General features: G+C 27.9%; 10 protein-coding genes. 8 read left to right on the forward strand and 2 right to left on the reverse strand.

What is annotated here, in order from left to right; all coding sequences use genetic code 11:
• The first annotated feature begins 453 nt into the window (after positions 1-453).
• The 3 genes from MBFIL_RS08980 to MBFIL_RS08985 all read left to right on the forward strand — a co-directional run bounded on the left by MBFIL_RS08980 (position 454) and on the right by MBFIL_RS08985 (position 1,386).
• A complete protein-coding gene (locus MBFIL_RS08980; protein ID WP_066973727.1) occupies positions 454-699 on the forward strand; it encodes a hypothetical protein in 246 nt (81 codons plus the stop codon).
• Positions 700-707: 8 nt separating this feature from the next.
• Positions 708-869 carry a hypothetical protein gene (locus MBFIL_RS10695; protein WP_157078743.1) on the forward strand — a complete coding sequence of 54 codons (162 nt, stop codon included), beginning with the start codon at positions 708-710 and terminating at the stop codon, positions 867-869.
• Between the two features lie 106 nt (positions 870-975).
• Entirely contained in the window at positions 976-1,386 is a 411-nt protein-coding gene (locus MBFIL_RS08985) for a hypothetical protein (RefSeq protein ID WP_066973728.1), read from the forward strand.
• Positions 1,387-1,483: 97 nt separating this feature from the next.
• On the opposite strand, the gene MBFIL_RS08990 is transcribed toward MBFIL_RS08985, so the two are convergent.
• Both MBFIL_RS08990 and MBFIL_RS08995 read right to left on the reverse strand, forming a co-directional pair.
• The gene (locus MBFIL_RS08990; protein WP_066973730.1) at positions 1,484-2,227 is read right to left on the reverse strand and encodes an ABC transporter ATP-binding protein; all 744 of its coding nucleotides are present in this window, start codon (positions 2,225-2,227) and stop codon (positions 1,484-1,486) included.
• 119 nt (positions 2,228-2,346) lie between these two features.
• Complete coding sequence (locus MBFIL_RS08995; protein ID WP_066973732.1) at positions 2,347-3,084, reverse strand: ABC transporter permease; 738 nt, start codon at positions 3,082-3,084, stop codon at positions 2,347-2,349.
• A 500-nt stretch (positions 3,085-3,584) separates the two neighbouring features.
• Here MBFIL_RS08995 and MBFIL_RS09000 point away from each other — a divergent pair, with 500 nt between their 5' ends.
• The 5 genes from MBFIL_RS09000 to MBFIL_RS09020 all read left to right on the forward strand — a co-directional run bounded on the left by MBFIL_RS09000 (position 3,585) and on the right by MBFIL_RS09020 (position 13,428).
• On the forward strand, positions 3,585-8,435 hold the full coding sequence (locus MBFIL_RS09000; protein ID WP_066973734.1) for a beta strand repeat-containing protein: 4,851 nt from the start codon (positions 3,585-3,587) through the stop codon (positions 8,433-8,435).
• Between the two features lie 95 nt (positions 8,436-8,530).
• Entirely contained in the window at positions 8,531-10,951 is a 2,421-nt protein-coding gene (locus MBFIL_RS09005; protein ID WP_066973736.1) for a hypothetical protein, read from the forward strand.
• Positions 10,952-11,082: 131 nt separating this feature from the next.
• A complete protein-coding gene (locus MBFIL_RS09010; RefSeq protein ID WP_066973738.1) occupies positions 11,083-11,886 on the forward strand; it encodes a hypothetical protein in 804 nt (267 codons plus the stop codon).
• 116 nt (positions 11,887-12,002) lie between these two features.
• Positions 12,003-12,806, forward strand: coding sequence for a hypothetical protein (locus MBFIL_RS09015; protein WP_066973740.1), 804 nt, complete (start codon positions 12,003-12,005; stop codon positions 12,804-12,806).
• Positions 12,807-13,038: 232 nt separating this feature from the next.
• Positions 13,039-13,428 (forward strand): hypothetical protein, encoded by a 390-nt coding sequence (locus tag MBFIL_RS09020; protein ID WP_066973742.1) that lies wholly within the window; start codon positions 13,039-13,041, stop codon positions 13,426-13,428.
• Positions 13,429-13,565 lie beyond the last annotated feature (137 nt).

Consider the following 13,565-nt stretch of genomic DNA (forward strand, 5'->3'; position numbering starts at 1 on the left):
TATATTGCATTTCTAGATGTATAAATGTAATATTTTAGAAATAAGTATAGAATTATATAAATAATCGCACTGAAAACAAACTTAATAAATATATTTAAATTAATTAAGATACTGGGAATATAATGGAATAATGGATTGTAGAGTATGTTAAATTGGATGAATAACTTTTATTCAACACTTTTAATTTTACTTCACATTTCATTCAAAATTAAAATATTTTCATTATATTTATTTTATTTTTAAATGTTTATTTAAGGTTTATATCTTAAAATAATAATTATTATTCTTTTTTTTATTATATTAAATAATTAAAAATATTTATATATAATAAAGTACAAATAAAAAAACAATATTAGAAAAACAAAGAAATAAAAAAATAAAAAAAGAATAAAAAACATAAATAAAATAATCTAATAAATAATTTCTAAATATATAAATAAGGAGTTATTAAGTATGAAAATTAATATTGATGCAAAAATCGCAAATCAAAGACTAAAATTCGAATTTCCTAAAGATGAAGAAACAAAAAAGAAAGAATTCATAGAATGGCTACGAAATGAAGGTGTGAGTTGCCAGATTCATGAAAAAATTAATGATAATATCACTAAAAATAAGGCAAAGATTAAAATTGTTCCTAATGGTGTGATAATTTCATCCCCTCCAGCGAATGATAAAAAATACCTTGGGATAAAATTATAAGTTCCCAAATGCAGAATTATCATAATAGCTTTAAAATAAATCTAATAAATGGTATTGAAGGTATGGAATCATCAGTGATTTATTTAACTAAATGTTATGTTGCACCTAATATTGTTAAAATGATAAATGAATCAGCCAAAGGCATTACTGAAGAAGAAGGTTGGGATTAATACTTGTTTAACATGGAAATATTTAATTATATAACTAAAATAGCTATTTTAAGAAATAATTCAAAACTATTTAATGAAGATGAAATAACTAGCAGGGGCTATTAAAATGAAATTAAATATTGATAAAAAAATAGGAAATCAAAGACTAAAAGTTGAGTTTCCAAAAGATGAAGAAACAAAAAAGAAAGAATACATAGAATGGATGAGAAAAGAGGGAGCAGGATGTCAGATTTATGAGAAAATTGATGATAAGGTCACTAAAAATAAGGCAAAAATAAAAATAGTTCCAAATGGAGTAATCATATCATCACCTCCAGAAAATGATAAAAAGATACCATGGGATAAGATTGTAGGCTCAGAAAGATGGACTTATAATAGCTTAAAAATAAACCTAGTAAAAGATATTGAAGGTTTAGAATCACCAATAATTTATTTAACTAACTGTTATTCTGCAATATACATTGTAGATATGATAAATGAATCAGCAAAAGGTGTGGATGAAGAAGGTTGGTCTTAGATAATAGGATAATATCTATTTCAATTGGTTGGATTGGATTTCATGGATTACTATTTTAATTTAAAAATTAGTTGATATAAGCTGATATAATGAATATTTATTTGTTGTCTAAGATATCAATTATTTTATTTTGAATGTCTAAGAAATCTTCACTTTCTCTTTTTCTTGGTCTTGTTAGAGTATTGTCAAATACTTGTTTTATATGTCCAGGATTTTTACCCATTAATATAATTCTATCTGCTAAGAAAGTTGCTTCATCTACATCATGTGTTACAAATATTATTGTTCTTCCAGCTTTTTTCCAGATTCTTATAAGTTCTTCTTGGAGTTTGTGTCTATTTTGCATGTCTAATGCAGAGAAAGGTTCGTCCATAAGGAGTGTTTTGGTTTTGTTTACTAAGGATCTTATTATTGCTACTCTTTGTTTCATTCCTCCTGAAAGTTCATGAGGATAGAGTTTTTCAGCATCTTCTAAACCAACAGCCTTTAAGTAATTTTTTGCTCTTTTTATACTTTCTTCCTTTTGACTTCCAGCAAGATTTAAACCAAACATAACATTGTCTAGAACATTTAGCCAAGGGAATAGTGAGTATTGTTGGAATACGAACCCTCTTTCTCTGGATGGTTTTGTAATTGCTACTCCTTCTTCTAAAATTTCTCCAGAATCATGTTCTTCAAGACCTCCAATTATACGAAGTAATGTTGTTTTACCACATCCAGATGGACCTAATATACAAACTAATTCTCCAGTATTAATTTCCAGGTTAATGTTATCTAATGCAATAAGATCTTTTTCATGAGTCTTGAAAGTTTTATTTAAGTTTTTTATTTTAATTGACAAATTAATGTCTCCCTATAATAATATTGTTGATTATCAGTATACAATTGTTTAATAATCATTATTTAATTTTTATTAGCTATTTTATTCAATAGCTATTTTTCGTTTTAATTCAATTATTACTACCAAAATATTCTATTTTGAGCTTTGTTGAAGATGTAATCAAATATTAATCCAATAACACCAATAGCTAACATCCCTATAACTGTTGCTCCTGTGTCAAATAATTGTGAAGCATTTAGTATTAAATGTCCTAAACCTTTGTCTGATGCAATCATTTCTGCAGATACTGTACACATTAAAGCTATTCCGACTGCTACTTTTAAACCAGAAACAATAGTTGGAATTGATGATGGAAAAATTACTTTGGTTAATGTTTGATAGCTATTTGCACCTAATGTTTCACCAGCTTCAACTAATACTTTGTCAGTTCTTTTTACTCCATCAATTGTGTAAATGAGGATTGGAAAAACACAGCCCATAAATATTATGAATATTGCAGGTACTGTTCCAATACCAAACCAGAGAATAGAGAATGGTATCCATGCAAGTGGAGGTATTGGTCTTAAAACACCTACAACTATTTTAGTCATTTCTTCAAGTTTCTTAGACCAACCCATTAACAAACCACATGGTATAGCTACAATTGAAGCTATTATTAAACCTGAAATCACTTTAAATAATGTGTCTGTAGTATCTAGGAATAATCTACCAGTTATTACTAAATCATACCCTGATGTAATTACAGTTACAGGACTAGGTATAACATAGTCTGGAACAAGTTTTAAAACCATTGTTACAATAGCCCATAGAACTATAATGATAATGGGTAATATAAAAGGCAATATTTTTTTATTCAATTAACTCACTTTACTTGGGTTTATTTATAAATGCAATAATCATATTGATAATTAGAATCTGGAATTAATTTATATATATTTATAGTAATGATTAATATAAATATTGATTTAGTATTTATTTGAAATTAGAATTAATTATTGATTTTTACTATTGGCAGGACCTGTAAGCCTTCTTTAATAACAAATTTATCTATATCATTAAATATACTTCATATAACTAATAGATTTTATTATAAGAACCATAATAAAAGTGTATATGAGTACATGAATCATTATTTTTTATTTATTAATTAGTAAATCAATATGTTCAATTTTTTTAATATCTATTGTTATTGTATTGTTATTGTGATAGTAGATAGACAAATTTTAAATATTACTTTACATACTATATATAACATTTAATTAATAAATTTGAATGATTTGGTAACTTATTTTTCGAGAAAATAGGTATTTTGATTGGTTAAAGATTTTTAATAATTGGGGAAAATGGAAGGATAATAATGAATAAATTAATTATTTTTTTATTAATTTGTATGCCTATCTTTTTGTTATCATGTATTAATGCTGCAGATATAACTGTTTCAGGTAGTGATTTTGATAGTATTCAACTCAGTGTTGATGGTGCTAATTCTGGAGATGTTATAAACTTAGGTAATAATGTTTATGTTGGTTCAGGGACTCATATTAAAATTAACAAGGCTAATTTAACTTTTCAAGGAGCTTCTAGAACTAACATGGCTGTTTTAGATGCTAATTGTGAAAGCAGAATGTTTTATGTTAATGATTCAAATGTAACTTTTCGATACATTTCATTTATTAATGGTAATTCAAGTACAATTGCTGGAGGATCTATAAGAGCCAATGGAACAATTACTATTGAATATTGTGTTTTTGAAAATAGCTATGGTGAAAGTGGTGGAGCAGTTTTCATAGGTGAAAATGGTGAAAACTCAAAAATCATAAACACTAGATTTACAAATAACCATGCTATATATGCTGGTGCAGATAATTATGTGGAAGGAGGGGGTTTAGATTCTCATGCATATAATACTTTAGTAGAAAACTGTGTATTTGCTGATAATTATGCTTTAAGTAGTGGTGGTGCTTTATCTATCGTTTCGAATGATGGTGCTACTGTTATAAATTGTACTTTTATAAATAACACTGCTCCTAGAGGGGGTGCTGCTCGTTTTGTTTATATATCTGTTTTAATTTTAGATTCTAATTTTGATGAAAATGTTGCAAGTAATAGAGGTGGTGCAATATATGTTAGCGGTGCAAATTTAACCATCAAAGGAACTATTTTTACAAATAATATTGCAGAAGAAGGAGGAGCAATATTTAATTATAATTCTTCTAATGATACAACATTAACTTTCAAAACATTAATTTTTAGAAATAATGAAGCACAGATAGGAGGAGCTATCTACGGAACAAACAATATAACAATATATTCGTCTAACTTCACAAACAATAATGCTTCAGAAATGGGAGGAGCAATATATTCGAATGAAAATTTGATAATCAATGGAGGTACTTTTAATAACAACACAGCCACTGATGGTGGCGCAATATATGAAATAAATGGCTTAGAAATCAAAAATAACACTATATTTGCAGGTAACACTGCAAATTCAGGCTCTGGTGGCGCAATATATTCTAATTATTCTTTAATAATCTCCAATGCTAATTTTACACGTAATAATGCGAACACAAACGGTGGTGCAATATATTCTACTATGTCATTATCATTAACAAGTTCTAATTTCACAGATAATGTTGCATTAGTAAATGGTGGAGGTATATATTCAAATTCCGATATGGAAGTTAATGGGGGCTCTTTCAATAGTAATAATGCTATAAATAATGGTGGAGCTATATATGGGAGAAATAATATAATTATTGGGAATAATACAAGTTTTACAAATAATAGTGCTGATAATGGAGGTGCATTATACTCTTATGGGTCTTCAAATATAACGAATGCTACTTTTACAAATAATAGTGCTGATAATGGAGGTGCATTGTACTCTAGAGGTAGGGTTGATGTTGTGAGGTCGGTTTTTAGTGGTAATTTTGGGGTGAATGGTGGTGGAATTTATGGTAATTCTACGTTATATTCTTTAAGTTCTAATTTCACAACTAATGCTGTATCAGGAGATGGTGGTTGTGTTTATTCTAATGGTGGTTTGGTTATTAGTGGGGGATTATTTAGGAATAATAAAGCTACTGTTAATGGTGGGGCTGTGTATGGGCGAAGTGATGTTGTGGTTGGAGTTGGTGCTAGTTTTGTAAATAATAGTGCTGGTGATGGAGGTGCTGTTTATTCGTATGGTGTCTTAAATTTGACTAGTGTTACTTTTACAAGTAATGGTGCTAGTAATGATGGTGGTGCATTATATTCTTATGGGTCTTTAAATATAACGAATGCTACTTTTGTAAATAATGGTGCTAGTAATGATGGTGGTGCTGTGTACTCTAGGGGTGGAATTGATGTTGTGAGGTCGGTTTTTAGTGGTAATTTTGGGGTGAATGGTGGTGGAGTTTATGCTAATTCTTCATTGTATTTTTTAGGTTCTAATTTCACAGCTAATGTTGTATCTGGTGATGGTGGTGGTGTTTATTCTAATGGTGGTTTGGTTATTAGTGGTGGGTCATTTAGGAATAATAAGGCTACTATTGATGGTGGGGCTGTGTATGGGCGAAGTGATGTTGTGGTTGGAGTTGGTGCTAGTTTTGTAAATAATAGTGCTGTTGATGGAGGTGCTGTTTATTCGTATGGTGTCTTAAATTTGACTAGTGTTACTTTTGCAAGTAATAGTGCTAGTAATGATGGTGGTGCATTATATTCTTATGGTTTTTCAAATATAACGAATGCTACTTTTGTAAATAATGGTGCTAGTAATGATGGTGGTGCTGTGTACTCTAGGGGTAGAGTTGATGCTGTGAGGTCGGTTTTTAGTGGTAATTTTGGGGTGAATGGTGGTGGAGTTTATGGTAATTCTTCATTGTATTCTTTAGGTTCTAATTTCACAGCTAATGTTGTATCTGGTGATGGTGGTGGTGTTTATTCTAATGGTGGTTTGATTATTAGTGGTGGATCATTTAGGAATAATAAAGCTACTGTTAATGGTGGAGCGATATATGGGAGAAATAATATAATTATTGGGAATAATACAAGTTTTACAAATAATAGTGCTGGTGATGGAGGTGCATTATATTCTTATGGGTCTTCAAATATAACAAATGCTACTTTTACAAATAATAGGGCTAGTAGTAATGGTGGTGCATTATATTCTTATGGGTCTTCAAATATAACAAATGCTACTTTTGTAAATAATGGTGCTAGTAATGATGGTGGTGCTGTGTACTCTAGGGGTAGAGTTGATGTTGTGAGGTCGGTTTTTAGTGGTAATTTTGGGGTGAATGGTGGTGGAGTTTATGGTAATTCTTCCTTGTATTCTTTAAGTTCTAATTTCACAGCTAATGTTGCATCTGGAGATGGTGGTGGTGTTTATTCTAATGGTGGTTTGGTTATTAGTGGTGGGTCATTTAGGAATAATAAAGCTACTGTTAATGGTGGGGCGGTATATGGGCGAAGTGATGTTGTGGTTGTGGTTGGTGTTAGTTTTACAAATAATAGTGCTGGTGATGGAGGTGCTGTTTATTCGTATGGTGTCTTAAATTTGACTGGTGTTACCTTTGCAAATAATAGGGCAAGTAATAATGGAGGTGCAGTGTACTCTATGGGTAAAAACAATGCAGTAAAATCTACTTTTAATAACAATTTTGCGAAAAATGGAGGAGCTATATATTCTAATGGAGATATGGATAGTAATGGTGTAATATTCATAAATAATGAAGTTATAGGTAATGGTGGAGGATTATACTCTCAAAATAAGGTAAATATGACAAATTCTACTTTCAATAATAACACAGCAGCAAATGGAGGAGGGATATATTCTAATAAATTATTACTACTGAAAAAATCGAAGTTCACAAACAACACAGCTTTAAAAGATGGTGGAGCAATATACTCTATCAGTGATTTAACTGTTAGTAATGAAACATTTAACAACAACAAAGCTGTAAATAATGGTGGAGCTATATATTCCAAAAACAATTTAAATCTTGATAATACTCTTTTTACAAAGAATAAGGCGAATAATGGTGGAGGAGTATATACTTTAGGTAAAGCTAATATTGAAAATTCTACTTTTAATGGAAATTCTGCTATTAATGGTGGTGGAGGATACTTTATTGGATCCGTTAATATATCAAAATCTAGTTTTGTAAATAATATTGTAAATAAAGATAAAGCTGGTGGTATTTATTCCTCAGGATCAGGATCAAACATATTTAATTCTAATTTTACAAACAATACTGGAAATGGAATGGTTTTAATTGGTAGTAAAATAGTTCTTAAAAACAATTTGATATTTAAGAATAAGGAATCAGGAATTAAAGTATATGTTAATAAATCTATAATAAGGGATAATTCTTTTTCTGCAAATACTGATGGTGCTTCAATTTTTGGTGATTCTAATAATATCACAAATACTAAGATATATAATAATAAAGCCAATGGAATTTTAGTATATGGGTCTAAAAACAATGTAGAAAAGAATAAAATTAATAATAACAAAAATCAAGGTGCCTTTATTAATGGCTATAATAATAAAATAAAGGATAATATTATTAATAAGAATAAAATTGGTTTAAAAGTCAGTGGGAATAAAAATAATGTTTTAAATAATGAAATTTTCTCAAATACAAATCAAGGGGTGTATGTTGCAAAGAATAATAATAATATTTTAGATAATAATATTAACAATAATGGCAAAAATGGAATTTTAGGCTTTGGATCTAAAAACAAAATAGAAAACAATAAAATCAATAGTAATTCCAAGAAAAATAAAGCTTGTGCTGTTTATTTCAGAGGTAATAATAATCAATTTTATAAAAATGAAATATTAAATAATGGATATCATGGACTACATTTAGTTGGAAATAATAGTAAAGTTGATAAAAACAGTATTAAATCTAATAAAGATGCTCAATTTATAGATAATGGTGACAATAATAATATAATAAACAATAGAGTATGTGATGGATTTAAAATAGGGTCAAGTATTAATGGAAATAATAATAAAATGCAGAATAATACTATTCATAATAACAAATTATATGGTATTAAATTAAAGGGAAATTCTAATTATCTGCGTTATAATAGTATTAAATTAAATAATATTGGAATAAATGTAGTTACTGGTTCTAAAAATAAGATTGTGCAGAATGTTATACTAAAAATAGCTATGGTATATATTATAACTCTGGATCTAACAATATAAACTACAATTATATTGTTAATAAAAAAATTAATCTTCAACATATTAAGGGAAATTTAAATGGAAATTATAATTGGTGGGGAAAAAATAAATTATACTTGGTAAAAGGAATTAAAATTAAAAGTCATGCTATTTTAAAATTGGTGGCTCCTTCATCACTGAAATTAAATAAATACAATAAAATCCATATTGAGTTTGTAGACAATAAAAACAAGAAGTTAAAACTAATTATTCCTGAATTAACTACTAAATTTGGTTTTACTGGAGCTTTAAGATATAAAAATGTTAAGGTTATAAAACATGTAGCTAAAAACGAAATTAAAATTTCAAAATATGGAGCATATACTTTAAAGGCTACTTCAGATTATCAAGTTGTTTATAAATATTATGGTATTTCTAATGATAAAAAGATTAATAAATCAAAACCAAAAATGCAACATAATTATACTTCTAAAAAACAGAGAATTAGTAAACAAAAAAGAAAAACACGCCATACACATCTTTCTAAAAAATATAAAGGCAGTAAACAAAAGATAAAATATGGTAGTATTAATAAAGGTAGGACTTCTATATTGAAAAAACCTCCTAATTCAAGTAATAATGTTGTAAGAATATTTAATAATACTCCTAGTTATATGTCTGGAAAACGTGGTGGATTAAAGCCAAATAGTGAAGATTTTGATGTTACTATTTCTCATGGAAATGATCTTATATATTATCCAAATAGAGGCTATTGGGATGAACCTATGATTCGTATGTGGAAGCATGATCCACACGGTAAAAGAGATGTTTGGTTGGATGAAGCAGCTTCTACATTTTTGGGAGTTGATGAACGAGGATATATGAGTAGGCTGGATCTTGTGCTTAACATAATTGCCTTTTTCCCTCTTGGAGGAACTGAGGCTAAATTAGCATCTATGGGAAGTAGAGCTACTACTAGGTTAATTCCTTGGTTAATAAGGCGTTTTATGCCTTTATTAATAAAACTTTCTAGGACAAAAATTGGGCAAATGGGATTGAAATTTTTAGCATCGCAGTATTCTAAAGAATATTTGAAAATAGTGGAGAGGTTAATGAAAATTCCAGTTAAAAAGTATTTTACTAAAGCAAATATCTTAAATGTTTTAAACCTTATTAATTTAGATACTGTAACTTGGGCGAAATTTATTAAAAAAATTGCTCCTAAAAATATAAAAAAGTATTTTAAGAATGTAATTTTAAATTTTAAAAATTGGACGTATAATTCTTTATCTACTCTGTATAGTTATATTCCCAAGTGGACTAGAGGTCATATTAAAATTGTTACACTGTTTATTAAGAAGTTATTTAATGTTTCTAGTAAGTCAGTTTTATCATTCTGTGCTGCTTTAGTCAAAATTAGTAAGAATCCTGTTAAGTTTGGGATTGATTTTGTTAGTAAAATAGATTCTAAATATGTTACTAATTTACTTAAAAAAATGCCTGAATGGATGTTAAATTATGGTAGAAAAACAGAAAAACGATTTTATGCATTTTTGTTGAATCAGCTTAATAAGTTAAAAAATATAGCAAAACAAATTATTATCAAATATGATCCTGTTCAAAAAGTGATTTTAATGTATGTTAAACGAAAAACTGATTATGCGACTGTTAAAAAAGCACTTAATAATTTGTATGATTTTGCCAAAAATCCTGTAGAATATATTAATAATAAGATTATCAAACCTCTTTCAAACAATAATTTACAAATAGGGGATGATAAAAATGGTTTTAAAGCTAGTTATAATCTATCTCTGTCTGGTGCGAAAGCGAGTGTTAGGTTTGGGGATGATAAAAATGGTTTTAAAGCTAGCCATGCTCTATCTCTGTCTGGTGTAAAAGGGAGTGTTATGGTTGGAGGTAAGAACGGTTTTAAGGCTAGCCATGCTCTATCTCTGTCTGGTGTAAAAGGGAGTGTTATGGTTGGAGGTAAGAACGGTTTTAAGGCTAGCCATGCTCTATCTCTGTCTGGTGTGAAAGGAAGTGTTGTGGTTGGAGGCAAAAATGGTTATAAGAATAGTTATAAATTTTCTAAAGATGGGATTAAATTAGAAACAGCTGTTGGTGGTAATAAAGGTTTAAAAGGAATTTTCACTACTAAACAATCTACTGTTAAAGTGGGTCTATCTGCTGGTGGTAATAATGTATATGGTGGAAAGATTCACATTAGTCGCAAAGGAATGTCAATGAATACAAAAATTGGGGGTAGGAGAGGCTTTAAGAATCGTGCTACGATTTCTAGACAGGGTTATAAAAAAAATACATTTATTGGAGGTAGCCATGGTTATAGGGGCCGTACTGTAATTTCTAGACGTGGTTATAGTGGAACTAGTTCTGTTGGAGGTAGAAGAGGCATTAGAACAAATGTGGTAATTAATAAGCAGGGAGCAAAGGGAAGTATATCTTATAGAAGTAAACCAGTAGTCAGTGGCAGTGTTAGTTATAGTCGTTCTAAAGGACTTTCGGTACGTTTTAGTCTTTTTGGGCGTAAGATACTCTAATTATGGTGTTTTTTATATTTAAATATGAAAAGTTAAACATGTATTTCATTTTATAATATTTGAAAAGTTAATTGATTTAAAACTTTGGTTATAGAAATTCAAATATGTATCTGTTAGATTGGGTGTTATGTATGGATGATAAGGATATAAGTTTTAGGGATGCATTTAGGATTTTTTGGGATGTTGATGAGGAACGAGAAAAAAATAAAAAAACAGCACAAAAAATATTAAAAAAGTTTCCTAATGTGGTTGGTTTAGATAAAGTTTTATATGAAACTCAAATGCTATTTGATTCTCCATCATATAAAGAATGTTTTAAAATTTATGAGAGTATAATAATGTCATATCATTATGATGATGAAAAAGATTTAGAAAATAAAGAAATAATCTCAAATATGGCAATATTGAGCAATAATCGTTTAAAATATTTCATAAACCTATTTGGTAAAGCTATTTTTCTAACAACTGCATTTGGATTAGTTGGGACTCTAGCCGTTATTTTAAATGTTAAATTAAGTAGAAAACCACTTTATAATAATGTTTTAATATTTTACAATTGGTTTATGGTAAAGTTAGATGATTTTGATAATTTAGATAATGTTGAACTTCCTGATGAAGAATTTTATAAAAAACTAAGAAAGATAAAATGGGAAAAATCATCTAAAAAAATGTTTGATCAGATACGTTTTTTATATGCTGATGTTAATATGGTTGTTGTTGGAGAGAAAGTTTCTAAAACTAATTGGGAAGTGAATAGTGCATTAGTTTCAGCTGTGATTTTTTTATGTGGGTGCAGTGCTGTTTTAAATGAGCGTGACCGTATCAATGATACTGATGTTATAAATGCATATAATACCTTTTATAAAATACTTAATGTGGATAGTGAGGATTTAAAAAAGATTTACTATCATGTTGTACCAAATGACTCAATTTAAGGTTTGATTGTTTAAAATCTTATTTAATCAATAACATCATAATTAATTTGAAAAGGTTGAGTTAAAACTTTTGGTTATATGAATTCGTAATATATTTGTTAGATTTGGTGTTATGTATGGATGATAAAGATATAAGTTTTAGGGATGCATTTAGGGTTTTTTGGGATGTTGATGAGGAACGAGAAAAAAATAAAAAAACAGCACAAAAAATATTGAAAAAGTTTCCTAATGTGGTTGGTTTAGATAAGGTTTTATATGAAACTCAAATGCTATTTGATTCTCCATCATATAAAGAATGTTTTAAAATTTATGAGAGTATAATAATGTCATATCATTATGATGATGAAAAAGATTTAGAAAATAAAGAAATAATCACAAATATGGCAATACTAAGCAATAGTGATCTCAAATATTTTATAAATCTATTCGGCAATGCTATTTTTCTAACAAATGCATTTGGATTAGTTGGAACTTTAGCTGTTATTTTAAATGTAAAATTAGGCAGAAAACCACTTTATAATAATGTTTTAATATTTTATAATTGGTTTATGGTAAAATTAGATGATTTTCATAATTTAAATGAGGTTAAACTTCCTAATGAAGAATTTTATAAAAAATTAAGAAAGATAAAATGGGAAAAATCATCTAAAAAATTGTTTGATCAGATACGTTTGTTATATAATAGTGTTAATAAGGTTGTTGCTGGAGAGAAAATTTCTAAAAGTACTTTTGGGGTGAATACTGCATTAGTCTTTTCTGTGATTTTTTTATGTGGGTGTAGTGCTGTTTTAAATGAGCGTGAGCGTATTAATGATATTGATGTTATAAACGCATATAATACTTTTTATAAAATACTTAATGTGGATAGTGAGGATTTAAAAAAGATTTACTATCCTGTTGTACCAAATGACTCCATATAAGGTTTGGTTTTAAATTTTATTTAATTAATAAAAATAACTAAAAATATTAAAAATAAGTGTTTAATTAAGAATAATGAAGATATAATCTTTAAAATGTATTTAGGATTTTATGTGATCTTGAATTTTAATTTAATTAAATCAAAAATTCGAAAAGTTTCATCCAGTAATAATGGTAAAATTAATAAAAAATTTGGAAAAATAATATTGGTCATATATAATGAAAGGTGGATAGATGTTATTTAATAAAAAGGTCATAATTGTATTTTTGAGTGTTTTTATATTGGGTTTTTGTTTCATGTCTAATGTAAATGCAGCTAGTTATTCAGTTAATGAAACATGGGATGAAGATATGATTCAGGATTTGATTCAGACTGAAGATATTAGTGATTTACATTTTAATAAAAGTGGGGATGGGATATATAAGGATATATCTTTGACTATAGATAAGAGTATTCGTTTAACTTGTGATTTGAATGTTACACTTAAAAGGATATATAAAGAAGATTATGATGGGTTTTATATTACTGCTAATAATGTTAGTGTAAGTGGCTTTACAATAACTGGATATTCCACTGGAATATATTCAGAAGGAAGTAATATACAAATGAGGATTCGCATTTAATGTTTCTTTATTTGTTCTATTTTATTGATTTTTTCTTTATTTTTTGTGTTTTTATGTGAGTTTTTTTTAATATTTTGTTGGTTTTGTTGAATTGTTTTTAGTTGTTCTTATTGTTTTTAGTTTGTTTAATTTTATGT

The sequence above is a fragment of the Methanobrevibacter filiformis genome, from assembly GCF_001639265.1.
GTDB lineage: Archaea > Methanobacteriota > Methanobacteria > Methanobacteriales > Methanobacteriaceae > Methanacia > Methanacia filiformis.